This is a genomic window from Parabacteroides sp. ASF519, assembly GCF_000364265.2.
GTDB lineage: Bacteria > Bacteroidota > Bacteroidia > Bacteroidales > Tannerellaceae > Parabacteroides > Parabacteroides goldsteinii.
Window position 1 is genome coordinate 3,131,431 of record NZ_AQFV02000006.1, and the last position, 26,448, is coordinate 3,157,878.

At 41.5% G+C, this 26,448-nt stretch carries 15 protein-coding genes; 11 read left to right on the forward strand and 4 right to left on the reverse strand.

Features of this window, described 5'->3' with window-relative positions:
• Nucleotides 1-28 precede the first annotated feature (28 nt).
• A complete protein-coding gene (locus C825_RS12285; RefSeq protein ID WP_007658304.1) occupies nt 29-187 on the forward strand; it encodes a hypothetical protein in 159 nt (52 codons plus the stop codon).
• Between the two features lie 213 nt (nt 188-400).
• On the forward strand, nt 401-1,399 hold the full coding sequence (locus tag C825_RS12290; RefSeq protein ID WP_010802670.1) for a M28 family metallopeptidase: 999 nt from the start codon (nt 401-403) through the stop codon (nt 1,397-1,399).
• Nucleotides 1,400-1,465: 66 nt separating this feature from the next.
• Here C825_RS12290 and C825_RS12295 read toward each other — a convergent pair whose 3' ends face one another.
• The 3 genes from C825_RS12295 to C825_RS12305 form a co-directional block, all read right to left on the reverse strand.
• The gene (locus tag C825_RS12295; protein ID WP_007658299.1) at nt 1,466-2,008 is read right to left on the reverse strand and encodes an FKBP-type peptidyl-prolyl cis-trans isomerase; all 543 of its coding nucleotides are present in this window, start codon (nt 2,006-2,008) and stop codon (nt 1,466-1,468) included.
• 106 nt (nt 2,009-2,114) lie between these two features.
• Complete coding sequence (locus tag C825_RS12300; RefSeq protein WP_007658298.1) at nt 2,115-3,887, reverse strand: SusD/RagB family nutrient-binding outer membrane lipoprotein; 1,773 nt, start codon at nt 3,885-3,887, stop codon at nt 2,115-2,117.
• 15 nt (nt 3,888-3,902) lie between these two features.
• Nucleotides 3,903-7,265, reverse strand: a complete 3,363-nt coding sequence (locus C825_RS12305; RefSeq protein WP_007658297.1) for a SusC/RagA family TonB-linked outer membrane protein — start codon at nt 7,263-7,265, stop codon at nt 3,903-3,905.
• A 697-nt stretch (nt 7,266-7,962) separates the two neighbouring features.
• Between C825_RS12305 and C825_RS12310 the strand changes: the two genes are divergently transcribed.
• The 3 genes from C825_RS12310 (at nt 7,963) to C825_RS12320 (ending at nt 14,028) form a co-directional block, all read left to right on the forward strand.
• Nucleotides 7,963-11,385, forward strand: coding sequence for a SusC/RagA family TonB-linked outer membrane protein (locus C825_RS12310; RefSeq protein ID WP_010802675.1), 3,423 nt, complete (start codon nt 7,963-7,965; stop codon nt 11,383-11,385).
• 31 nt (nt 11,386-11,416) lie between these two features.
• A complete protein-coding gene (locus C825_RS12315; protein ID WP_010802674.1) occupies nt 11,417-13,318 on the forward strand; it encodes a SusD/RagB family nutrient-binding outer membrane lipoprotein in 1,902 nt (633 codons plus the stop codon).
• 68 nt (nt 13,319-13,386) lie between these two features.
• Complete coding sequence (locus tag C825_RS12320; RefSeq protein WP_044214343.1) at nt 13,387-14,028, forward strand: hypothetical protein; 642 nt, start codon at nt 13,387-13,389, stop codon at nt 14,026-14,028.
• Between the two features lie 107 nt (nt 14,029-14,135).
• On the opposite strand, the gene C825_RS12325 is transcribed toward C825_RS12320, so the two are convergent.
• Nucleotides 14,136-14,780: an HU family DNA-binding protein gene (locus C825_RS12325; RefSeq protein WP_010802672.1), complete on the reverse strand. Its 645-nt coding sequence runs from the start codon at nt 14,778-14,780 to the stop codon at nt 14,136-14,138.
• A 320-nt stretch (nt 14,781-15,100) separates the two neighbouring features.
• Between C825_RS12325 and C825_RS12330 the strand changes: the two genes are divergently transcribed.
• The 6 genes from C825_RS12330 to C825_RS12355 all read left to right on the forward strand — a co-directional run bounded on the left by C825_RS12330 (nt 15,101) and on the right by C825_RS12355 (nt 26,381).
• Nucleotides 15,101-16,252: a BT4734/BF3469 family protein gene (locus C825_RS12330; protein WP_010802671.1), complete on the forward strand. Its 1,152-nt coding sequence runs from the start codon at nt 15,101-15,103 to the stop codon at nt 16,250-16,252.
• A complete protein-coding gene (locus C825_RS12335; RefSeq protein WP_081615942.1) occupies nt 16,253-16,477 on the forward strand; it encodes a DUF3874 domain-containing protein in 225 nt (74 codons plus the stop codon).
• A gap of 440 nt (nt 16,478-16,917) precedes the next feature.
• Complete coding sequence (locus tag C825_RS12340) at nt 16,918-20,334, forward strand: SusC/RagA family TonB-linked outer membrane protein (RefSeq protein WP_007658296.1); 3,417 nt, start codon at nt 16,918-16,920, stop codon at nt 20,332-20,334.
• 19 nt (nt 20,335-20,353) lie between these two features.
• Nucleotides 20,354-22,219: a SusD/RagB family nutrient-binding outer membrane lipoprotein gene (locus C825_RS12345; protein ID WP_010802676.1), complete on the forward strand. Its 1,866-nt coding sequence runs from the start codon at nt 20,354-20,356 to the stop codon at nt 22,217-22,219.
• Nucleotides 22,220-22,310: 91 nt separating this feature from the next.
• On the forward strand, nt 22,311-22,952 hold the full coding sequence (locus C825_RS12350) for a hypothetical protein (RefSeq protein WP_007658294.1): 642 nt from the start codon (nt 22,311-22,313) through the stop codon (nt 22,950-22,952).
• Nucleotides 22,953-23,213: 261 nt separating this feature from the next.
• The gene (locus C825_RS12355) at nt 23,214-26,381 is read left to right on the forward strand and encodes a SusC/RagA family TonB-linked outer membrane protein (RefSeq protein ID WP_010802677.1); all 3,168 of its coding nucleotides are present in this window, start codon (nt 23,214-23,216) and stop codon (nt 26,379-26,381) included.
• Nucleotides 26,382-26,448 lie beyond the last annotated feature (67 nt).

The window sequence follows — 26,448 nt, forward strand, 5'->3', positions numbered from 1 at the left end:
GCGTGGGAGACATAAAAAAGTAAAGATTATGATGACAAGTAGAAATGAAGAAAATCTTCGTACTTTAGCGATGTTGCGTTATCAGGCTGATCGTTATCAGTCAATGAGAAATGGTACAATGAGTCAGCGAGTAAATGCTGAAATCCGTCGCCTGTTGGAAGAAATGGGCGCTAACGCAAAGAATTAAATAAAAAGATTAGTATATTAGATGTTTTCTCTTCACCAATGTCTTTTTTAAGACTGGTGAGAGACAAAAAGATGGGCATTCGACACTGGAGGATCAGTGAAGATTAGCCTTTTTTTATTTTATTGTCCTTACAATTCTTCAATTTATCTTCTATCTTTGTGATCGGAAGCTGAAACTAAGTATTTCCGATAATTTGTAAAACACAATCATACAATGAAAAGAACAGGTTTATTTGTAGCATCCGTCATGCTATCTACCACCCTTTGGGCACAGTCGCCTGTAGAAAAAGGACTGAACACTATCAATAAGGAAAATGCGGAAGCCTATATCGGTTTCTTGGCCAGTGACGAACTGGAAGGGCGTGAAGCCGGTTTCCAGGGAGGACGGATTGCTGCCGAGTATATCGTCTCCAACCTGAAGACAATGGGCATCGCTCCCTTGAATGAGTCTTATTACCAACCTTTCGAGGCTTATAATAAGGAACGCCAGAAGAGGGGACGTTTTCAGGTGCATCCTGATTCGATCGCCCAACTGAAGCAAGGCGTACATCAGAAGTTATCCATGCGTAATATCCTGGGAAAGATAGAAGGGAAGAATCCGAATGAATATGTTATCATCGGAGCACACTACGATCACCTGGGTTTCGATCCGATGCTGGACGGTGATCAGATCTATAACGGGGCAGATGATAATGCTTCGGGCGTATCGGCTGTCCTTCAGGTTGCAAAAGCATTCCTGGCTTCCGGTGAGCAACCGCAACGTACGGTAATCTTTGCTTTCTGGGACGGTGAAGAAAAAGGATTGCTAGGCTCTGAATATTTTGTGCAGAACTGTCCGTTCCTGAAAGATATAAAGGGATATTTGAATTATGATATGATCGGCCGCAATTCGAACGAAGTGGTTCCCGAGCAGGTCGATTATTTCTATACGGAAGCAAACAAGGCTTTTGGTGACTGGCTGAAGAATGATATCAAGAAATACAATCTGAACCTGAAACCGATTTATCACCCCTGGGACAAGCCGGTAGGAGGGAGTGACAACGGCTCTTTTGCCAAACGTGGTATTCCCATTATCTGGTATCACACCAACGGTCATCCGGACTACCATATGCCGGGCGACCATGTCGAAAAGATCAACTGGGATAAGATCGTAGATATTACAAAAGCCTCTTTCCTGAATATGTGGAACTTGGCGAATGAGAAGAAATATTAGTGTTGAATATAAAAAGGAGAGGATCTTTCAATTTTTGAAGTGAAACAACCTCTCCTTTTTAAAAGCTTAATCAAAACTTTTTACAGTAAAAGTAAACTGCAACGTTGAGCATAATGGAATATACGGATTGGAGTAATTACGATCCCCATATCCCAACTGATAAGGAATTATAGCATCCACCCTTTCTCCTTTACGGATTTTCGGCAAAAGAGCAGCCAGGCCCTTAATCAGATTCGGACTGTCCAATTTTAAAGTCTGATCTATCGGATTACCATCTTTATTACCTACGATAACCGTTTGGGAAACCGGAATTACTCCTAACATAGAAACTTTTACATCAGCATCTATCTTAGGGAAAGAATCTATTTGACTCGTTTCCAGTACACGATACAAAAGCGTATCTTCATCCACGACTAATCGCTGATACAGCAATTGTCCGTCATCCTCTACATCTTCCTTTTTTTCCTGAAAATATTTCTGGTTATCGGCAATCCATATTTTCTCCTCTTCTGTATGAGCCGGTATCGTCTTTTCATCGTCATCACCACAAGCCGATAGGCCGATCACCATCACTATTACCCAATACAGGATCACATTAATCGATTTCATTTTTACTCATTTTGTTAAATTATGCAGTACATTTTATAGTGAATAAAGGCTGTCGAAAAAGTTTCTCGACAGCCTTTGTGTTTATGTAGCATTAAGCTAATGTTTATTACAATGCATTACCATTATGGTTTTCTGCAGGAGTTGTACGTCCTGTCCACCAAACTGGTGTGTCGTATGTATTTTTATGAGCAACTTTTGCAAAGTTATCACCGTTGTTAGTCAACTCGCTGGACGGATAGAACATACGTTCCTGGAATACCACATTAGGAGTGGAGACAAACGGCAGTTCTCCGTCGAAGTCTTTTACCAAACGACGAGCTTCGTTGTAAATTTCATACGGATTCATGATATTCATGTGGCAGAACTTCTGGTCGAAAATGAATTTCAGTTTATCTTTTGTTGAGGTCAAACTAGCAAACTTGTTAGCAGCTAGTTCTTCATAATCAGCCAGATGATCTTCGTCCAATTCCGGAGCTTTAGCCTTTGCCTGAACATACAGAATACTCGGCAGAGAAGATTCATTATAACTCATTGTTTTATTCACATTATAGTAGAAACGAGTAGAAGCATCAATGGCCTTCTTAATACAGCTTTTAACATCGATATTACCTAACTCGCCCGGCCAACGTACAGCGGCTTCAGCCAATAACAAGTTTGTTTCTGTTGAACCCATTACCGGAAATTTCATATCGAAATTGAAGTAAGTACGACGGTTATACATTGTAGGAATACGTTCCGGATTCCATGGATTAGTAACCACATCATTAAAATTATACATATCAGTCAATTCCTTTTCTGTATAATAGTTAGGAAGTTCCGCTTCAGCTTCTTCTATTGTTAATGGCAAACCAATATAGCGTCCGTGGATATCCGGTTGGAACATGGCATACAAACGTGGGTCAAAATCGTGACGAGTGATACCATTTTCATCACCTGGCTGATATTCATAATTCATGATATCTTCAATGATCGTTGCCGGTGCACCTGATTCATATCCACGTTCATCCAAACCACGGAAGAATGTCAGTTCGAAGGCATGTGTTTTATCCTGTTCTTCAAAACCAAGATCATGTGAATATTCTGTCAACATGCGGTTTTCGGCAATCAACTCTTTAATAGTCGAAAGAGCTGCATCCGGTTTCACATGGCAGAGACGCATTGCCATACGCAAACGTAAAGAATTAGCCATACGAATCCATTTGTCCAAATCACCGTTACACAAAATATCTACAGAAGAGAATTTTGACTCTTGTGCATCTGTTTGAAATTGATATTCACTTAATTCAGCAGCCGCATTTTTCAGAGTTTCCATGATATTCATGTAAATCTCTTCTTGTGTATCATATTTAGGATAAAACAGTTCTTGGAAAGCACCTCCGGCTTCTGAATAAGGCATATCATCGTATAAGTCTGTTGCACGTTGGAATGCATAAGAACGGATAATATCACTACAAAGCATATACACTTTGTTTTGTTCTTGCTCTTCTTCTGTCATGTCGGCATACAACAATTTCATGCCACTGAGTTCTTTGCTGTAATTGGTACAAGTCTGTGTGAATATAAACTCATTAAACGGAGTACCTGACCAGCCATCCCATGGACGGACAATCGTATTGTTTTGAGTTCTATCCAGATACAATGGACTGACACCTAATCCTAACATCTTACCGAAACCTCTCATGTAATGGTAAGTCGCACCGTAATCATACCGGAACAAATGTCCTTTTGTCTGAGCAGAAGCAAACAGCAGACTGAAGTCAGCTTCCGTCAATTTATCCGGATTATAAAATTTCTCATCCAGTGTGTCACATGACACCATTGCTCCGGTTACGGCAACGCCTAAAGCTAAACTGGTTATATATTTTCTGATTGTATTCATACTTTGTTATACTGATTAGAATGAAACATTAAGACCCAAACCAAAACTGCGGATACCCGGGATGCTACTAACCTCTGTAAATGAGTTAGTACCTTGTGTAGATTCCGGTGTTACATTCGGAATTGCTTTATAAATATAGCACAAGTTGTTTGCAAAGGCATTGATACGTGCGCTTTGAATCTTGAACTTTGAGACGAAACTTTTTGGTAAATTGTAGTTGAACGACAAAGAACGCAAAGCTATGTAATCACTTTTATAGATCTGGTCTTCAGACAAATCCATGCCTCCCTGCCAATATAACTGACTGTAGTATTGTTCAGCAGAGATCACTTTTTCATTCTGTTTTCCATCACTTGTAACACCAGGAGTAATTACACCATCATGCAAAATAAATGGATAGAAAGAATCAGCAGGTACAGCAGCTGAATGGCTATCCAACTTGATACGTTCGCCAGCCGTATTCACATAATAAGGTAGACCACCCCGGGCTTCATCACGATATTTCAATGATTCAACGCCGGAACCATTACCTAACAAAAACATATTTGTCTGAGAAATCATGGTAGCACCGAACTGGAAGTCGAAGACTGCACTCAAAGAAAAGTCTTTATATGACAGACTTGTAGTCAAACCACCGACAACATCCGGCGTAATCTTACCAACTTTTATCATTTTCGTTTTATCAAAGTCCCAAACACCGGTTCCCTGGTTTACGATACGGTTACCCTGTTCGTCACGCTGATATGGATAAATATAGATTTCACCATATTCACCATTAGGAATACTCCGAACAGAAGCACCGGTAGCGCCCCACATATCCAACTGATTAATACCTTTACCCAATTTCTTTACTTTGGTTGAATAGTTCGCCAGATTGAATCCGACTTCCCATGTCCAATCTTTCGTCATGATCGGCTTTGTATTCACAGAAAATTCAATACCACTTTGGGCGATATCACCTGCATTCATACGAACTTCGGTTAAACCAGAAGAAGAAGGCACTGTTAACTTCGTGATCTGGTCGTATGTATTATTATGGAAGAAAGAGAAATCTACACCGATACGGTTACCCGGTAAGAATGCTCCTTCTAAGCCGATTTCATATTCACGTTTACGTTCAGGCTTCAAGTTCGGAACCGGGAATCCTCCAGTGGCTGAAGCAAAGTCTGCCGGTGGCAAATAATCAGGTAACGACATGGTAGGTTGTCCACCATAAGCGCCTAACGAGAAGTCTACGTTACCATAATAACGAGGACCCGGACGACCTACGTCGGCCCAAGAAGCACGTACTTTACCAAAGTTCAAACTTGGAATATCGAATGCTTCCGTGAAGATCCATGACAAGCTGGCACCTGGGTAGAAGTAATGGTTATTTTCCGGAGGAAGGATGGAAGACCAGTCATTACGAGCCTGGATTTCCAAATACACCTGGTTGGCATAAGCTAACTGAGCAGAAGCGAACACACTCAACAATAAGTCATTTCCACGAGAACGGCTGGAACGAGGTCCGAAGTCTTCACGCGTATTACTCAAAGAAAACCAGTTTTCAATAGCGAATGTTTCCGCTACGTATTGTTCCTGATATTCCTCTTTATTATACTTAACAGCACCACCGACCATGGCTGACAAATCCCAAACGTCGTTGAATGTCTGATTGTAGTTGAAAGAAGACTGACCGTACATAATCATGTTACGTTTGTTTGCGATCTGATACCAACCTTGCTTATTTTCGTAAGACAGCGGTTTGCTGACATGTTGCTTAATTTCCTGATCGGATACTGTCCAGTCAATACCACCCAGCGTAGTCCAGGAGAACTTATCATTGAATGTTACATCAACGTTCAATGATTGAATCAAGTGGTTACGGTCAAAGTCATTCGAGTTACGCAACTGTGACCAATAATAACCAGAGAAATAACTGGTATAAGGAGCCATCTGCGTAACAGAATTGTTCATGCTGAAATAATTGTAACCTTCGTCTGTCAGATACATATCTTTGATCAAGTTGACATCCTGTTCACGAGGGAAACCGTAAGTTGCAAAACTTTGCATGGCATACGGAGCATTGTGATCTTTCGTGTTCGAGAAGTTGGTATTCATTTTCACCTTAATCCAGTCATTTGCTTTCAGATCCGCAGCAAAACTAAATGAGTGAGCTTTGTTATCGGCACCATAAGAGATAGCATTGTAATCACGATAGTTGTATGACAAACGGAAAGACCCCAACTCTCCGCCATTACTCAATGCAAAATTTACATTGGTTTGACCACCTGTGCGATATAAATCTCTTTGATTATTCTTTTGAGCAGAATAAGAATGATATTGACCGTCCCACCATAACAACTGACGGCCATCCAAACGTGGACCGAAGTTATAACTGGAACCTCTCCATAAAGACTCGACAGTTTGTCCGGTATGCGGGTCAGTCATTGTATAGAAACCATCTTTAGAGATTTCTTTTAAAGCGGCAGTACCGGCACTCGAACCTGTACCGAATTCATTCTGCAATTCAGGTAAGTACGCAGCCATATTCCAGGAATGGTTGATACCGAAATCAATACCTAATCCTTTTTTACCACCGGTTTTAGTAGTAATCAACATGACACCGTTAGCACCTTCCGATCCATACAATACGGCCGCTTTCGCTCCTTTCAGGATTTCAATGGAAGCAATGTCCTCCGGATTAATGTCGTTCAAACCAGTACCATGGTCACCACCGGTACGGCTGTTGGTAGACTGTCCGGTATTTTCATCATGAATAGGAATACCATCTACTACAATCAATGGACGCGTAGAAGAATCTTCTGTCAACGAAATGGCATTACGAACCTTAATGTTCATACCGCCGGAAGGACCGGAAGCTGTAGATTGTAATTGTAAGCCTGAAGTTTTACCATACAGAGCTTGCATAGCATTCATCGGTGTACCGGCTTCAGTCAGTTCTTCTCCTTTTACACTACTTACCGAATAACCCAACGCTTTCTTTTCGCGTTTGATACCCAAAGCTGTTACAACGACTTCATCCAGTTTCTGAGCGTCTTCCGCCAGTTTTACTTGTAAAGCCGGTTGACCAGTGTACTTGATTTCCTGGGTTGAGTACCCTATAAAAGAAATCTGAATAATGTCACCGCTCTTCACACCTTCCAATGTAAAGTTACCGTCCATATCGGTAATCGATCCATTTGTGGTTCCTTTTACAACTACAGATGCTCCGGCTACAGGACCGAATTCATCTTCAACTACTCCCGTTACTTTCCCAGTCTGTTGGGAAATACTTGTTTTTGGCATTGCTGCAACCGTATCCGCAAATACATATCCGGGAATACCCAGTGTACCGGCCAACAGCAATAAGCCTACAGGCTTAAAGTTTTTCAACATAATTGATGGTTTTTATTTGAACATACAATAGCCATTGCTTTGGCGAAACAATGGTCTGTTCTAATTCTCATTGGATATAATTTTCAATGATTCTTTAGCACCAAGTGTTTTTTTAGTTGGCGTTGATAACTTAGTACTAAAAGAACTCTGTACATTTTATATCCGCGACAAATATATGAAATAATTATTACCCCGTGTTATTTTTCGTCAAAAAAATATCGTGGGATTTTGTTTTTAACACATTGGCTAACAATAATCAATCGTAATTAAGTTAATTCAATACTCAAATTCTGTCTTATTTGTTAAATAGCTTTATGATTTTTCTTCAACCAAACTTTCCTTCATTTTCTCATTAACATTTATAAATGTGCTATATTTTACCTAAAAATCTAACAACAAATAATTCCATTCAAAAGACAGACCATATTATAAATCTCTTACCTGACTACTAAACAACACATTAGCCAACATGCACATTTCTATATAATTAGCTATATTGGATTAAGTTCTTTTAGTACTTATATCCATCTTTTGTTGATTTACCAAAAACACTATAGTCCTTTTAGTACTATGAACGACTTATAACGCCAAATCATACAAGCGTTCCTACTCAAAGTCTCTATATTTTATACCAAAATGAATTAAAAGGTGCTTTTTACGCCAAAATAGCATCTGAGTATAATAAAAACCATCAATTATGTTGAAAAACTTTAAACCGGTTAGCTTAATTTTAGTTGCTGGAGCGTTATGTTTTCCTAAAGTATACGCAAACACAGCACCTGTTAAGTCGGAAGTGAACATTTCTCAGCAAAGCGGGAAGGTCACAGGTACAGTAGAAGATGATTTCGGCCCTGTTGCCGGAGCGTCTGTCGTAGTGAAAGGGACAACCAATGGGTCAATTACCGATATGGACGGTAACTTTACATTGGAAGGAGTAAAGAGTGGTGACGTTATTCTGATTTCTTTTATAGGTTACGCAACCCAGGAAATCAAATATACGGGACAACCTTCTTTACCAATTAAACTAATTGAAGATGCACAAAAATTAGATGAAGTAGTTGTTACCGCTTTAGGTATGAAACGCGAAACTAAAGCGTTAGGTTACGCCGTGACTGAATTAAAGGGAGAAGAGTTACTTAATAATTCTATTAATCCGGTTTCAGCTTTGCAAGGTAAAGTAGCAGGTGTTGAAATTGCAGGGTCAGATGGAGGTATGTTCGGTTCAACAAAAATCCAGATTCGTGGTGCTTCTACTTTAGGTAAAAACAATCAACCTATTTATGTTGTTGACGGTATTATTTTAGACAATTCCATCAGGAATGGAGATGCCGACTGGGATTCCAATAACTATGACTACGGTAATGAGTTAAAGAACTTGAACCCGGACGACTTTGAAACAGTTTCCGTTTTGAAAGGTGCAGCTGCAACTGCATTATATGGTTCACGTGGTTTGAATGGTGCTGTTGTCATTACAACAAAATCAGGTAAAGGACAAAAGGGTATCGGAGTTAACGTAACACAGACTTTAGGCATCGACCACATGTTTAAACAGCCTGGATTGCAGAACAAATACGGACGTGGTAATTATACAGGAAATGTCGGTTATGGAGAAACCGATGCTGAAGGTAATTATTATTTGTATGACAACCTCGGTCAGTTCTATCTGAACTCTGCCGGAAACCCGACTTTGGTCGGAGGAACAGGCCGTCATTGGGGACCTGCTTTTGACGGAAGAGATATTGAAAATTTCGATTATAGCACAATCGCATACAGTCCTGTAGAAAATAACTTTAAAGATGCTTATAATCTAGGATTCAATAGCAATACAAACATTTCCGTTAGCGGTAGTTCTGAAAAGACTTCATTCTACACCTCTTTATCTTATAAATACGCAAACGGAACATTACCAAACAATAGTTTCGACCGCGTATCTTTTCTAGCTAAAGCATCGCACAAGTTAACCAATAAAGTAGAAATTGAAGCATCTATTTCTTTTGCAAATTCAAATCCGAAGAATGCTCAACCGAATATCGGAGAGCTATTTGTAGACGGCACATGGGGACGTACTTACGACACACAGTACTTCCGTAAACGCTACAAAGGATCTCACGGTGGATTGGCTAGTGCCGATTATGGAGATGAATATGGCAACAACCCTGGACGAAGCACTTGGTGGAACATTTATGAGAATGATTACTCACAAAAGGAAACTTCTGTTCGTCCAACCTTGGTTTTAACGGCCGATTTAACAGACTGGATGAAATTCCGTGCTGAAGGAAACTACAATTATTATTATACCCGCTATGAAAGCAAAAAGCCAGGAGACGGATATGCCAATACTAATAGCGGATATTACGGAATGGGATTGTACACAAAAGAACAGACCAATTTTAATGCATCATTTACATTTAATAAAAGTGTAAGCGATTTCACATTCGGTGGTTTTATCCGTGGAGAATATTATAACAACATGCAACAAACAATGGCAGAAAATACAAACGGAGGTCTGGTTGTACCTAACCAATATTTTATTGCCAACTCCATCAACACACCATCATATAGCGGTAAGATTGAAGGGGAAAAACGGATGTTATCCCTATCATTTCAGGCTAGTGCCAGTTGGAAAGACCAACTTTTCCTGGATGTAACCGGACGTAACGACTGGTCCTCTTCATTGGTTTATTCAGACGGTCATGGAAATTATTCATACTTTTACCCATCTGTCTCCGGATCATGGTTGATACATGAAACACTTCGCGACCAGTTACCGGAATGGATATCCTTTGCTAAAATACGTGCTTCATGGGCACAGGTTGGTAATGACACAGAGGCTTATACTATCAACTCTGCCTATTCACTGATGACGGGTCAACTACAAAACGGAGATAATATTTATGCATTAAGTATTCCGTCTACAGCCTACTCAAATGATTTGAAGCCCGAACGTAAAAATGCATGGGAAATAGGTTTGGACTGGCGCTTCTTGTCTAACAGAATCGGTCTTGATTTCACTTATTATAAAGAAAACACCAAAAATCAGATCATGTCGATCAGCGTTCCTGGTATTTCCGGCATCAACAGTCAGTATATCAACGCAGGAAACATCCAGAACAGAGGTCTTGAAATTGCACTGAACACAACACCAATCAAAACAAAAGACTGGCAATGGGATTTGGATTTCACCTATACTAAAAATGAAAATAAGATAATAGAATTGCATCCGAATGTAGCAAATTATATTACATTGTCTGGTGAAGTTAGTTACGGAAACTATCGTGTAGGTTCAGTTGCAAAAGTCGGCGAATCGTACGGAGTATTGATGAGTGACTCTAAAGCCAAAATAGATAAAGCAACTGGTCTGCCTATCCTAAATGCTGTTGATTATTATGGGGGTAATAAAGGAATGCACGCTATGTACTACCAACGCAGTGGCGAAGCAGAAATCATTGGTTCGTTGGTTCCGGACTTCTTAGGCTCTGTTAGCACTTCGTTAACCTATAAGAACTGGAGTTTACGTGCATTATTTGATATGCGCTTCGGAGGATATGTAGCCTCTTATGCAAATCGTTATGGTACAGCTTATGGGTTTACAGAAACGTCTTTGAAATGGCGTGATTCGGAAAATGGAGGTATGACTTATACTTCTATCTGGGATGGTCAAACATATCATGACGGTATTATTCCAGTCGGTTTGATCGAAGGTGGTATTTCCATACCCCTGCCTGACGGAACTTCTTATACTGTAGCCGAAGGTGGCGAAACTTATGAATCTTTGCATAGCAAAGGGCTGTTGGATCCACAGCACGCTTCAGCATGGCATTATTGGAATAATGCATGGGGGACAGGTACTGTAAACGATGCATGGTTGAAAAAGTTGAATTATATTGCTGTACGTGAAATTACATTATCATACAGAATGCCTCAAAAGTTTGCTAATAAAATTGGTGCACAACATTTGAATTTATCTGTATCTGGACGAAATCTGGGTTATCTGTTGAATACAATGCCCGACGGGGTAAATCCTGAATCTGTTCGCGGTACAGTTGCTTCCGAATTTCGTGTTCGTTCTTTCAGCGGTTTGACAGCGAATTACACATTTACTGTTAATGTCGGATTCTAAACTAAAATCAGAAACATTAAATTGATTAATCATGAACAATTATCGTAATATATTATTGGGATTGGGATTAAGTGCAACGATAGTATGCACAACCGGATGTCGCGATGAATTTTCAGACATCAACTCCAGTCCTACTCAAGTAACAAAGGCTGAGCCATCTTATCTTTTCGCACAGGCCGTTATGGATTTTGAACCTTTTAGTTACACTTATTGGTTCTACGACTCACCGATGTTGACAGCCTGGAGTCAGATGGCTGTACCTACAGGCAGTTTTAAAGAAAGTTCTTTCTTGACAACTGCGGTTGGCGGTGTAGGTTATGTGAATGTATTAAAACTGGCACACGAGATTACATTTTTACGCTCTAACATGAGTGAAGAAGAATCTGCCAAACATGCAGCAACAGCTGCATGCGTGGATATGCTAACTACATATCTCGCTATTGCCAGCAGTGATATCAATGGCGATATTCAATTTACGGAAGCCGGAAATGCATTGCATGGCGGCACATTGACACCGGCCTACGATAGAATTGCTGATCTATATAATTTATGGTTAGAACAACTGGATGCTGCCATCACCACATTCACAACAGCAACAGAACAGATATTCCCGACAAAACAGGATCCTATTTACCATGGAGATCTTACCAAATGGGCTAAAGCTGCAAACTCCCTGAAATTGAAAATAGCAGTCCGTCTGCTCTCACAGGATAAAGCAAAAGCCTTGAAAATCGCGTCGGAAGTGGCTAATGCATCTTGCGGCTACATCGATTCCATAGACGATGCCATACTGTTTAATAAATCTGTCATAAATTCAAGTAGCGATGATTACATCTATCACTGGAGTAACGGATTTATGGAATCGACTGCAGCTAATCAGCGCGTTATAAATTTCATGCTTGAAAATAAAGACCCGCGTGTTCGCTTCTGCTACGATAAGAACGACTGGAACTCAAAGATCGTACAAGAGTTTTACGATCAGGGTAAAAGTATACCTTCATATATTGAAGAAAATATCGAGTTTACAACAAATGCCGACGGCAAAAAGACATTTGTGAAATGGAAGGGAATGGGTGAACCTTGGGTTCGATATTACGGATTACCTGTTGAATATAATGCAAATAATAACAGTGCAGTTTATGGAGAATGGTTTGACTACGGAAATCGTTATAAGATTACCGATGATAAAGGTCAAAGTGCCAAAACTTACCGTCCTTACTCTATGTATCAACGGCAGATGGTTATCGGACGCACTTATAACTTTACCATGCCGACAATTCCCGGCGGTCCGGTTATCACGAAAAACGAAAGTCGTCCTTGGTACGGTATGTATTTAGGGGGCGGAGAAGTCAATCTCTATCTGGCGGAATTCAAACTGTTAGGTGCCGATTTGCCCAATACAGCCGAGTCTTATTACACACAAGGATTAAAACTATCTGTTATGGAATATGATAAAGCAGCCGGACTCAACCAAATTGCTTATTACGGTACTACATATGATTATGATCCGAACGAGGTTTCTATCGAACTGAAGGATGGAGAAATCGATGCAATGCTTGCATCCAAGGATTATAAACTCACAGGTTCTGTCGATGAACAATTGGAAAAAGTCTACTTACAGCAGTTATTGCACTTCACGATGTATCCTTACGACCAGTTTGTAACAGCTCGTCGTTCAGGTATACCTAAATTCAATTCCGAATTTATCAGCCGCGAAAACTATAGTTCAATACCTGTTACCAATATACCACGCCGTTTCCATACCGGTGTTCCTAACGAAACCAGCCAGTTATATCAGATAGAATTGGATGCCTACGCAGCACAAGGCTATACAGTCACAGCAGCAGGGGATAATAACAAGACCATCTTAAACTCTGAGCGTACATGGCAGGATAAGAATGCTCCGCAATGGGGTGAAGGGCCAAAGAAGTAATTTATATAATTAATAACCGCTAAAGAGTAGTTGCCATGAGCAACTACTCTTTTTTATAATCTACTGCAATGAGAACATACTCGTTAATTATCTTTATTTGTTGTTTAGTCACTATAATAAGTGCCAACGCACAGAAAAAACGTCAGATGTTATTTGAAAACTATAACAGGGGTATCGTATTGATGAAAAATAAATCAAAAACCCCTGCCGAACTCAATTATGATTGCGGTAATCAAGTCATGATGTTTAAAAGCGGAGCAGAAGAAATGATTCTGACTAATTTATCGCAGGTTGATACTGTTTATATCGGTGACTCCAAATTTATCCCTGCCGGAAAGAGAGAAAGTTTTTATGAAATAATACCAGTCCCCAACGGACTTATCGGCATAAATTGGCTATTAAAAAATAAATCACAAGGCTATAAAGGTGCTTATGGTGTACAACAGGCTAAAGTAGAAACAATAAATACCGCAGAATGGCAATACGGTGTTTATGAAGACCAATATACGGAGGTATTTAAATTAGCAAACCAGAATGAATACTGTATTTTTCGCGATGGTCAGCCTTTCAAATTCAAAAACAAGAAAACCCTCCTGAAACTTTTCCCCAATAAAGAAACACAAATAGAAGATTTCATAAAGAAACAAAAGACAGATATGAATACCCCTAAAGATGTAATAACTTTAGTTAATTTCTGCCTGGGATTATAAATTATATCTGACTCGCGGTATCACATTCATTTATGACATTATTATCTCTTGATTTGCATATCACTAAATGGTGACGCTATTATTAACAAATGACGTCACCAATCATTTTACCTCCCCATATTCGAATCCACCACCAGGCTATCCGGCAATTCCGCCGGTTCCGGACGCTTCACATAAATGCACATTCTTCGTGTCCCGTCTTCCACCAGGATACCGTCGGCCACAAATTGTTTGAGCTCTTTGCGTGCCAGATATTGGGTACAACCGTTCAAACCCTGATAAGCCAAGGTTGTAATATATGCATGTCGCTCCAGATACCGCAGTAGCCGACTTTCCTTTTCTTCCTGTGAAAAATCAGTTACCTTTGGCTCCTTATAACGTTCCACCGGCATTGTTTTCAGTTCATGCTTCAGTCCGGCACAACAACGAAAATTCACATTCTTGAAATGAACGGATTCACTACGCAACTCTTTCTTGTCTCCTACCGGACGCGATTTCAACGATACACTGAAATAGCCGATTCCGTCGAGATAAACATTATATCCATCGCGTAGTTTCTCTTTCAGCATGTCGGAGAGCAGACGGACCGCCCCTTTCAGGTCGCCACTAGTATAAGTGGATCGCGAAGACGCTTCCTCTATTAAACGATCGGTACTCACTGTATCCCAAGGGATTATACGGGGATGCAATACGACTTTCTTACCTGAACCCTTTTTAGGCGGATTCTGCTCCATCTTGTAAATTGCTGTCATACCAGTGTGTTTTTATCATCCGGCCTATAGACTTTTATGGCTAAAGACTGGACTTAGTAAGTATTTGACCTGGGTCAACCATATATTCGCCCCAGGTCGAACTTCAATTTGCCCTAGGTCAACTATAAGGTTCACCCAGGTCGAAAGGTTAAGAATATACGACCAAAGATATAAAATATAAGTGGATAAACAATAGTTATCTCCTTTATTTTCAATAGATGAAATAGTTGTATCCTTCCTGATAATGATTGGTCTTTACATGCTGTAAACCGGCATTCAGGTACTTACCTTTGGAAAAAATCAATAAAAAAAGAAGACAAATGAAAGCAACTTTATTCAATGCAAATCAGAAAGCACAAAAGACAATCGAGATGGAAAAACTGGTCGGACTGATCCGTGACGGTTACAAGGAAAAGCAAGTGGCAGCCCTGCGCGAAGAATTGCGCTACACCATTCCCGGAGTTTCGGTAAAAGAGGCGAACCGCTTACCGGTCGTCTACTTCTGTTCTACCGTAAAAAAGCAGGATGGGACGTTTGTCAGAGACCAATATAACGGATTGGTCCTGCTCAAAATAAACAATCTCGCTAACTGCAACGAGGCAAAAAATATCCGCCGGCAAGCAGCCGGATCATTACAGACAATGGCAGCATTTATCGGATCAAGCGGAAAGAGCGTGAAAATTATCATTCCTTTTATGCTATCGGATCATACTGTCCCACAGAACGATACGCTTATTCGTTTTTTCCATGCCCGGGCCTATGACAGAGCGGCAGCCTATTACCGGGAAGAGTTGCAACAACAGATCACTGTTGAAGAAAACGAATTGGATGCGGTCTGCCGGCTTTCATTCGATCCGGATATTTACTACAATCCGGACGCCCTGCCTATCCGGATCGAACAACCTTGGGAGACGCCGGAAAAGCTACCGGTTTCTGCACCGTCACCAGCCGTGACAGACCCGCTACAACGCCTCGTTCCCGGTTATGAACGAAGCCGGATCGTTTCGTTACTTTTCGAAAATTCATTACGGCAAGCCATAGATGCGACCGGTTATCGAAAAGAGGATGAAGATATCAAGCCTTTCCTTACTTGCCTTGTCGAGAATTGCTTCCGCAGTGGTATCCCGGAAGAAGAGGTGGTCAAGTGGTTGCCGGTACATACCCATTTCCGGATTTTTGAAGCGGAGATACGGACAACCGTACACAATGTCTACTGCCTGTCCTCCGGTTTCGGCCGGAAACCGTGTATCCGTCCGGAGCAGGTACTCGCCTTTCAAGCCGACGAATTTATGAAACGCCGGTATGAATTCAGATATAATAATATGAAGGGAGATGCGGAATACCGTGAACGCAAATCGTACTATTTCAATTTCTTTCCTGTTAACGAACAGGTCCTCAACAGTATCAGCCTGAATGCGCAGGAAGAAGGTATCCCGCTATGGGACAGGGACGTAAAACGTTATATCTATTAGATTCCGGTTGAAGAGCAACTCTTCTTCCAATATTTCCGCTTGCCTGAAACCGGAGAACAGGGCGAACTGCTCCCTGCCGCCGAAATATTGAGACGGATCGAACAACGAAACAAGATAAAATCCGGTATCCGCAACATGGCTCTGTTCGGCCGGCTGTTGCTAAAGAATAATGTAACCAAAAAACATACGAAAACAGGCAATTACTACCATGTAATTGAAATCTGATAAAACAAGCGGGGTGATGCCGTCCTCCTGCCATGGCGTCACCCCCATATTCCTATGGTACAACTTGTTAAAATATCTCTACCGAAATATGACGCCGGATTTACTAAAATTTATATAAATAAGGAGAAATCTCCCACAAATCAGAACTCTGTCCTCCTATTAATCAATATTAACCCATCAGAAAAGCTTCCAAAGCTTTTAAATAATATAGTTTTTACCCTGACACAAGTAGTTAAATATTGTAGTTTTAAATTATAACTTATTGATTATCAATACAATTTGATTCCGAAAACACTATAGTCCTTTTAGAACTAAGGTAATAACGCCAACTAAATATACGCCAGGCTCTAAATCGCTTTGTAAAGTTATATCCAAAATAAAGAACAGACTTTTGTTTCGCCAAAACATTGTCTATTAATGTTCAAATAAAACCATCAATTATGTTGAAAAACTTTAAGCCTGTAGGCTTATTGCTGTTAGCCGGTACACTAGGTATCCCTGGATATGCGTCTGCGGATACGGTTACAGCAGGGCCGAGAACTAGTATTTCCCAGCAAGACGGAAAAGTTACGGGAACAGTTGAGGATGAATTCGGTCCCGTTGCCGGAGCATCTGTAGTAGTGAAAGGAACAACAAATGGTAACATTACCGACATGGACGGTAATTTTACTTTGGAAGGTGTGAAAAGTGGAGATATCATCCAGATATCTTTTATTGGGTATGCAACTCAGGAAATCAAGTACACTGGACAAGGAACTATCTCTGTTAAATTAGCAGAAGATACCCAGAAACTGGATGAAGTAGTTGTAACTGCCCTGGGTATGAAACGCTCAGAAAAAGCCTTGGGTTACGCTGTAACTGAATTGAAAGGTGATGAATTGAAAACAAATGCTATTAACCCGGTAGCTTCTTTGCAAGGAAAAGTGGCTGGTGTTGAAATTGCATCTTCTGATGGCGGTATGTTTGGTGCTACTAAAATTCAAATTCGTGGAGCTTCCACTTTGAACGGCAACAACCAGCCTATTTATGTTGTGGATGGCGTTATTCTGTCGAATGATTTGTCTGGTACCGGTTCTTCCGACTGGGATTCGAATGCTAATGACTACGGTAATATGCTGAAGAACCTGAACCCGGATGACTTTGAAACTGTATCTGTATTGAAAGGTGCTGCCGCTACTGCTTTGTACGGTTCACGTGGTTTGAACGGTGCAGTTGTGATCACGACTAAGAGTGGAAAAGGTGCTACCGGTTTCGGTGTTTCTGTTTCTCAGACATTCGGTCTGGATCGTGCACACGGAGGTATGGAGCGTCAAATGCTTTATGGCCCCGGAACGATCGGTGGAGATATCAGCTACGGAGAAGTGAATGCGGACGGCAGCTATAAGAAATGGGATCAGAATCAGTTCCGTTTGAACTCAAGAGGAGAGGGAACGGTTATCGGTGCTTCAACCATGTTGTGGGGACCGCGTTATGACGGTCGTCAGATCGAGAACTACGATGGAACAATGACTTCGTATTCACCGATCGAGAGCAACATGTCGGATGCTTACCAGACCGGGTTGAACTCAAATACCAATGTGTCTGTTCGCGGTGGAAACGAAACAACCAATTATTTTTCTTCCATCTCTTACAAGAAGGCTAAAGGTATTGTTGAAAACAATGATTTTGAACGTTACTCTTTGTTGCTGAAAGGTTCTCATAAGATCAGTAACCGTGTAGATGTAAATGCTTCTATCAGCTTTGCAAACTCTACGCCGAAGAACGCACAGATCAATATTGGTGAAAGTTTCGCAACCGGAACTTATTCAACAATGTACGATACTAATTATTTCCGCGATAAATATCTGGGTGACCATCATACTGGTCTGGCCAGCAATGACTATGGCGATAAGTATGGTAGTGTGCCGGGTAAGAGTTTGTGGTTTAAGATAGACAATAACGATAAAACCCGTAAGGAAACTGTTGTTCGTCCGACTGTTGAGATCAATGTTAAGATGTTAGATTGGTTGTCTTTCCGTGCTGAAGGTAATATGAACTATTATTATACCAGCTGGGAAGATAAACAATTAGGCGAAGGCTACAATAACAAAGGCGGTTTTTACGAAATGGGTCAGGAGTATAATAAGCAGACTACTTTCGGCGGAACTTTTACCTTTAATAAAGATGTAAAGGATTTCCATATCGGTGGTTTCCTTCGTGGTGAATACTATACGACAAGTGCAGCTACTCAGACATCTAAAACAGATGGTGGTCTGGCTGTTCCCGGTCAGTATTTTGTCGGTAACTCTTTGAATACCTCTAAAACGACGGCAGAAATTAAAAATACAAAACGTATTCTTTCCGCAGTTGCTGCTGTGAACCTGAGTTGGAGAAACCAGTTGTTCCTGGATATTACAGGACGTAATGACTGGTCTTCCGGTTTGATCTATACCAACGGAACGGGTAACTACTCCTATTTCTATCCGTCTATCGGTGGATCATGGTTGATCAATGAAACATTCCGTGATCAAATGCCTGAATGGATTAACCTGGCTAAGATCCGTGGTTCATGGGCACAGGTAGGTAACGATGCCAGCCCGTATTCTATTTATTCTTATTATACATTAGGTTCTTTATTGCAGCCGGATGGTTCCAATATCTTTACGAACTATTGGAATGATGATAATAAGAAACTGTTCAGCCCGAACCTGAAACCTGAACGTAAAAATTCATGGGAAATCGGTTTGGACTGGCGTATATTCGACAGCCGTATCGCCTTGGATGCAACTTACTACAAGGAAAATACGACTGATCAGATTATGACAATTGCTATCCCGTCCGAATCAGGTATCAGCAAACAGTTGATCAATGCAGGTAATATTCAGAACTCCGGTGTTGAAATTGCCTTGAATACGATTCCTTTCAAAAACAAAGACTGGGAATGGACATTGGACTTCACATTTACAAAGAACTCGAACAAGATTGTTGAACTTCACCCGAACGTAGCAAACTATATTGCCTTGGAAGGTGATGTAGCTTACGGTAACTATCGTGTAGGTTCTGTTGCGATTGTTGGTGGTTCTTATGGTATGTTGATGTCTGATGCAATGCCTAAAAAGAATGAAAATGGTGAAACTGTATTGACATGGCGTGATTCTTATCGTTCTGCATTTGCTCAACGTAGCGGCACTGCTGAAGAAGTAGGTAGCCTGGTTCCGAAGTTTATGGGTTCTATTGCTACAGGCGTAACCTGGAAAGACCTGAGTTTGCGTGTTGCCCTGGATGCCCGTATCGGTGGAAAGGTAGCTTCTTATTCTAATAAATACGGACAGGCTTATGGATTTACCCAATCTTCTTTAGACTTCCGTGATGAAGAACATGGTGGTATTACCTGGACTTCAAACTACGGAGATTCTAAGGGTATGACATTCCATGACGGTGTGATTCCTGAAGGTGTATTCGAAGCTGGTACAATGGCTACTTGTGTAGACGGTGTTAAACGCGACCTGGGCGGCATGAGTTTTGCTGATGCTGTGAATAAGGGATATTTGGAACCGGTACATGCTTCTGATTATCACTATTGGAGTAACCAGTGGGGTACTGGTACTGTAAACGATTACTGGGTACATGACCTGAGTTATATCGCATTACGCGAAATCACATTAGGATACCGCGTACCGAAGACCATCGCCTCTAAAATAGGTGCAAAGGGACTGAACCTGTCATTCAGTGCAAGAAATCTGGGTTACCTGTATAACTCATTACCAAACAATATTAATCCGGAAAGTGTGCGTAGTAACAAATCGGCTGAGTTCCGTGAACGTTCAAACAGCCCGATCACATCCAGCTATATGTTCACTATCAATTTGGATTTCTAATTAATAAATGAAGCAAATTATGAGATATAAATCTTTTTTAGCAGCAACCCTGTTAGGAACTTCTCTGATGGTAGCTCCGGGGTGCCAGGACGATTTCGCTAAGACAAATACCAACCAGTCTGCTATCACGAAAGCAGATGTGCGCTATTTGTTTACACAGATGTTAAGTGAATTCGAACCGTCGAAATACCAGCAATGGTTTTATAATAATCTGGCTTATACATTGCGTTGGACGCAAGCTAATGTGCCTGATGGCGGTAATACTTCTTCTTTGAACCTGATGGGTGCTTTTGAAGGATCGCAGAGCCAGGTTATTAATGTGAAGTTATATGCTGAAGAAATCAAGCATGTATTATCGTTAATGGATGAAAACGAAAAGGCTACCTATGAAAATATCAATGTCCTCGCAAATCCGTTATTGGTATATCTGGGTATCTTCGGTACGGATATGTATGGTTCAATCGCCTATACGGAAGCAGGCAGAGGATTGCATGAAGAGATCCTGACTCCGGCTTATCAAAGTCAGGAAGAATTGTTCCCTATCTGGTTGGATCAGCTGAATGAAACGATCGATGTGCTGTTGGCTGACAAACCAAATCAGGTGAAGCTGGATGCACAGGATTTCGTTTACAAAGGAGACACCAAGTTATGGGCTAAATTCGCCAACTCCCTGAAGTTGAAGATTGCCGTTCGTATGTTGCATGTTGATAAGGCAAAGGCACTGGCTATTGCTGAAGAAGCTGTGAATAATAAGGCTGGCATCATGTCTGGTTTGGATGATGATTTCATCTATTGCAAAGGTTCTCAGGAATATCACTTTGGAGATGATGTACTGGATGGGCAGAGTAAAGGTATCGGTTCTAAACAACTGATCAACTTCCTGGTTGACAATAAAGACCCGCGTGTTCGTTTTATTTTCCAGAAGAATGACTTTAACTCTAAAGTGGTACAGGCTTTCTTGGATAATAAGAAAGAACTGCCTCCTTATATTAAAGAAGTGGCTGAGATCAAAGACGGTAAATTTGAAGGTTGGAAAGCTCCGGGTGAACCTTGGGTTCGTTACTTCGGTAGTCCGGTGCAGACTTCTGCCAGAGAAAATGCTGAAATAAACAACGCTTATTTCAATTACGACAAATTTAAACTGCCTACAGAAGACGGTGGTGAAAAGCAGTATTATCCGTTGGCTCGTATGAACCGTGAAATGTTGCAGGGTCAGAAAGACTATACTTTCCCTGATGCTCCGGGTGTTTCTGCTACGATCGACGATCAGGACCGTGCATGGTATGGTTTACATTACTCTTCTGCAGAAGTAGCTTTGTATCTGGCCGAATTGAAATTGCTGGGTGCTAACTTGCCTGGTTCGGCTGAAAGCTATTATCAGGAAGGTATCCGTCTGTCTGTTCAGGAATATGACAAACTGGCTTCTTTGAATCAGATTCCGTATTATTCTAGTGTATATGACAAAGAGTTTGAAAAGACTATCAAACTGGAAGATGGTGAAACCGATGCTTTGCTTGCAAACGAGAAATACAAACTGTCCGGTTCTACAAAGGAACAGTTGGAAAAAGTATATATCCAGCAGTATGTTCACTTCCTGTTGTTCCCGAATGAACAGTTCGTACAGGTTCGTCGTTCAGGTGTTCCTATGAAAGATAGTAAAGTATTGGCATGGGAAAACTTTACAGATGACGATGCAAACTTCCAGATCCCGCGTCGTTGGACTATCAATACTCCGCTTCAGAGTGATTTGATGTATACTATCAAGAAGACTGCTTATGAAGCACAAGGATTTACGACAGGTACACAAGATCCGGCTACATTGAACCGTGAACGTATATGGTATGATAAGGGAGCACCTAACTTTGGTGAAGGTCCTAATTTTTAAAGGTATATCTTTGTAAATAGATTAAATAATAAAGAAGAGGGAAGGATTGTCAATATTCTTCCCTCTTTGTCTTTAAATCATACAAATAAATATGAAATATCAGATCACATTCATCATTTTATTGATCTCGCTTATCACTGAGGCCGGTTATGCACAAAAAAAGTCTATTTATCTGCTGGATGATTTCACCCAGGGAGTCGTATTAATGAAAAACGGAGCAAAGACAAATGCCCTGTTGAATTATGACGGAAGTAACAGGAAAATGAAATTTAAACAACAGGATGAGATCATGATCCTGACAAATACACAGGCGATCGATACCGTCTTTATTGCTTCTCATAAGTTTATCCCATACAGCCGGAATTTTCTGGAAGTGGTAGAAATGCCTAATGGCAATTTGTATATCAATTGGTCACTGAGAGAACTTTATAAAGGCAGGCAAGGAGCTTACGGCTATGCAAACCAGAGCACGACGACAACTTCTATTAATACCAGTTTTTATAACAAGGGCTATTATAAGGTAGAAAATCCGGATATAATGGAAGAAATCAATGACAATGATTACTGGTTTTTCCGTACTGATAAACCTGTTAAGTTCCGCAATGAGAAGTCGCTGTTAAAGCTTTTTCCCGGTAAAGAGGAACTAATCAGGATTTATATAAAAGAACATAATATAAATATGAAAAATCCGGAGCAAGTGATAGAATTATCTAATTATTGCATGGGCTTATAGAGTGTATGTTTTTCTACATTAATATGTAAGTATATCTAAAAAAATATTATTTCATGATTCAGGGGATGTAGAGAAGGACAGTTCTACATCCCCTGAATTGTTTCCTATTTATTGATTTAGTAAAAGAATGAGGAAGAGATATCAACCTTCTTCCCCAATGTTAATCTTGCAACAACTCTTGTTTCTTTCTGTTTATATTACCAAATGACATTGGTTGACGCCAAATGCATAGATCTAATAAATTAAACAAAAAACATCAGTATGTTGAAAAGATTCAAATCTGTCAGCATGATTCTCCTGGCGGGCGCGTTGGGCTTTACCGGAAACGCCGTTGCCAATCCGAATACCGGGAATCCTGCTATTGACATTTCCCAACAGGATACGAAGATTACGGGAACAGTGGAAGACGAGTTCGGACCCGTCGCAGGGGCTTCTGTTGTAATTAAAGGTACCACAAACGGGACAATGACCGATATGAACGGCCATTTCACGCTGGAAGGTGTAAAGAAGGGAGACATTATCCAAATATCCTTCATTGGCTTTGCCACACAAGATATTCCTTACACCGGACAAACCGCTCTCAATGTTAAACTCGAAGAAGATGCCCAGAAACTGGATGAAGTTGTTGTTACCGCCTTAGGTATGAAACGTGACAAGAAAGCACTGGGTTACGCCATGCAGGAACTGAAAGGTGACGAACTGCTCTCTTCACGCGAACCTAACCTGGCCAACTCTTTGTCGGGTAAAGTCTCCGGCTTACAGATCGTACGCTCCAGCAATGGGGTGGGAGGGTCTTCGAAGATTGTGCTCCGTGGTAATAACTCGCTGACCGGTAGTAACCAGCCACTGATCGTTGTCGACGGTACGCCGATGGATAACTTCACAGGCGGGGTCGATGATGTATGGGGTAACTCCGGTGCCGATATGGGTAACGGTCTTTCCGACATCAATCCCGAAGATATCGAGTCGATGACTGTGCTGAAAGGTGCTTCGGCTGCGGCTTTATACGGTTCAAGGGCCGGTAACGGGGTGATACTTATTACGACCAAGTCGGGAAAGAAGAATGAAGGGCTGGGTATTACGGTCAATGCCGGTATCACAACCGAGTCGATTTTCCTGAAACCGGATATGCAGAACAGTTTTGGACAAGGATCGGTCGGCGCTTACGATAACCAGTCGCGATTGAGCTGGGGACCGAAGGCGGAAGGACAGACGGTTACCGACTGGATGGGACGCCAGGTTCCTTTGAGGACGTACGATAATATCGATGCTTTCTTCAACACCGGTACTTCTTTTAATGAAGGTATCAGCTTCCAGCAGAATATAAAAGGGACGTCGGTCTTTTCTTCCATCAACCGTTCGGATGATGCAGGTATTACTCCGGAGTCGAAGCTGAACAAAACGAATATCACCTTGCGTGCTACCACTTTCCTCGACGAAGCCGAAAAGTGGAAGGTAGATGCCAAAGTGAACTATATCAATCTGAATGCCCACAACCGCCCGATCCAGGGTGTCAACCCTTCCAATGCTTTCAACACGATCTACAACCTGCCCCGTTCGCTGAATGTGGCTGACTTTAAGAATAGTGTGGACGAAGATGGAAACATGATCTGGTGGGATGCTTCGAAGAACCCGCAGGAAAACCCGTACTGGGTGACCAAATACCGCCAGAACAATGATACCCGTAACCGTTTACTGGGTAACATCGCGTTGAAATACGCTCCCACCAACTGGTTCAATATCGAATTGAGAGGCGGTACAGACTATTATACAACGACTAAGAACGAAAAAGTATATGCCGGAGGTAATACAACCCCCAGCGGTTTATACAGCGAAGGTTCCGAGACATTTTACGAAAACAATTACAGCTTCCTGGCTACCGCCAATAAAGATAACCTGATCGACCGCCTGGGTGGTTTCGTTACTTTCGGTGGTAACCTGATGATACAGAGGCGAACGAAGATGAATGCCTCGGCCGGCGAATTGCTTGTGCCAAACCTCTTCTCACTGAACAATGGTATTAATAAACCGACGGTAACCTCTGAACTGATCCGCCGGAAGATGAATTCGCTTTACGGATCGTTGCAATTGAACTGGGACGGCTATCTGTTCCTGGATATTACGGCACGTAACGACTGGTCGTCTACCATGTCGAAAGCCAACCGTTCTTATTTCTATCCCTCGGTCAGCCTGTCCGGAGTGATCTCCGACATGGTGCCTAAACTAGGCGGACAGATGCCTGAATGGTTTACCTTTGCCAAGGTAAGAGCTTCGTATGCCGAAGTAGGTAACGACCTCGATCCGTATCAGTTATACAATAACTTCACCGTCGGTAAGGATGAGAACGGGAATACGACAGCCGCTCCCGGAAACGTACTTTACGATTCCAGCGTACGCAGCGAGTTGATCAAATCATGGGAAGCCGGTTTCGATATCCGCTTTTTCAACAACCGCCTCGGACTGGATGCCGCCTGGTATAAAACAAACGCCACCCGCCAGCTGCTAAACTTGCCGATGGACCCCTTCTCCGGTTATAGTTCCCGCAAGGTAAATGCCGGTAATATTCAGAATGAAGGCGTTGAAATCTCTCTGAACGGCTTAATTCTCGACAATCCCAAAGGACTAAGCTGGAACTCGACAGCACAGTTCTCCCTGAACCGAAACAAGATCATCGACCTCTATCCGGGTGTTACCCTCTATGATATAAAAACGCTGGATGCCATCCAGATCGTAGCCGTGCAAGGCAGTTATTATGGTGATATCTACGGGCAAACCTTCCAACGTGTGGAAGACAAGAATGATCCTAACTACGGCAAGATCATTGTCGGTGAAGACGGACTTCCATTGATCACGACCGGCAAATCGAAAGTCGGCAACCAGAGTCCCGACTGGATGCTGGGATGGACGAACAGCTTTTCATACAAAGGCTTCAACCTGAGTTTCCTGGTGGACTTCCGTATTGGTGGCGATCTTTATTCGGCAACCGCTTCCAACCTGTACACCCGTGGTAATGCGGCCGGGACAGTAGTAAACGGCGAACGACAGGACTTCATTGTCCCTAATTCGGTTGTCCAGACTCCCAACGACTATACGGAAAATAAAGTACCCGTCACCCATCAGAATTATTGGGAACGTATCGGATCGACCGGTAATTACGGCTTGCCGGAAATGTACACATACGATGCAACAAATATCCGTTTACGTAATATTACGTTAGGATATGATTTCAATAAAGCAATGCTAAAGAATACTCCGTTCCAGCGCCTGCGTTTGTCTGCGACATGCAATAACGTCTGGATGATCCATTATAACCTGCCGGGCATCGACCCTGAATCTGTTTCAGCAACCAATACAAATGCTACCGGATTCGAGAATGGGGCAGCTCCGACAAGCCGTTCATTTACGTTTAATGTAACAGTTGGTTTCTAGTATTAGATAGCAGATATATTTTGTTCCATCTAATGGAATAAGTAATGTAGCAGACATGGAACAAGTA

Bases quoted from the DNA above. Each gene is read 5' to 3' on its own strand.
- C825_RS12345 (WP_010802676.1), top strand. From the start codon at position 20,354: ATGAGATATAAATCTTTTTTAGCAGCAACCCTGTTAGGAACTTCTCTG.
- C825_RS12295 (WP_007658299.1), bottom strand. From the start codon at position 2,008: ATGAAATCGATTAATGTGATCCTGTATTGGGTAATAGTGATGGTGATC.
- C825_RS12315 (WP_010802674.1), top strand. From the start codon at position 11,417: ATGAACAATTATCGTAATATATTATTGGGATTGGGATTAAGTGCAACG.
- C825_RS12330 (WP_010802671.1), top strand. From the start codon at position 15,101: ATGAAAGCAACTTTATTCAATGCAAATCAGAAAGCACAAAAGACAATC.
- C825_RS12325 (WP_010802672.1), bottom strand. From the start codon at position 14,780: ATGACAGCAATTTACAAGATGGAGCAGAATCCGCCTAAAAAGGGTTCA.
- C825_RS12320 (WP_044214343.1), top strand. From the start codon at position 13,387: ATGAGAACATACTCGTTAATTATCTTTATTTGTTGTTTAGTCACTATA.
- C825_RS12355 (WP_010802677.1), top strand. From the start codon at position 23,214: ATGTTGAAAAGATTCAAATCTGTCAGCATGATTCTCCTGGCGGGCGCG.
- C825_RS12340 (WP_007658296.1), top strand. From the start codon at position 16,918: ATGTTGAAAAACTTTAAGCCTGTAGGCTTATTGCTGTTAGCCGGTACA.
- C825_RS12310 (WP_010802675.1), top strand. From the start codon at position 7,963: ATGTTGAAAAACTTTAAACCGGTTAGCTTAATTTTAGTTGCTGGAGCG.
- C825_RS12290 (WP_010802670.1), top strand. From the start codon at position 401: ATGAAAAGAACAGGTTTATTTGTAGCATCCGTCATGCTATCTACCACC.
- C825_RS12285 (WP_007658304.1), top strand. From the start codon at position 29: ATGATGACAAGTAGAAATGAAGAAAATCTTCGTACTTTAGCGATGTTG.
- C825_RS12350 (WP_007658294.1), top strand. From the start codon at position 22,311: ATGAAATATCAGATCACATTCATCATTTTATTGATCTCGCTTATCACT.
- C825_RS12300 (WP_007658298.1), bottom strand. From the start codon at position 3,887: ATGAATACAATCAGAAAATATATAACCAGTTTAGCTTTAGGCGTTGCC.
- C825_RS12305 (WP_007658297.1), bottom strand. From the start codon at position 7,265: ATGTTGAAAAACTTTAAGCCTGTAGGCTTATTGCTGTTGGCCGGTACA.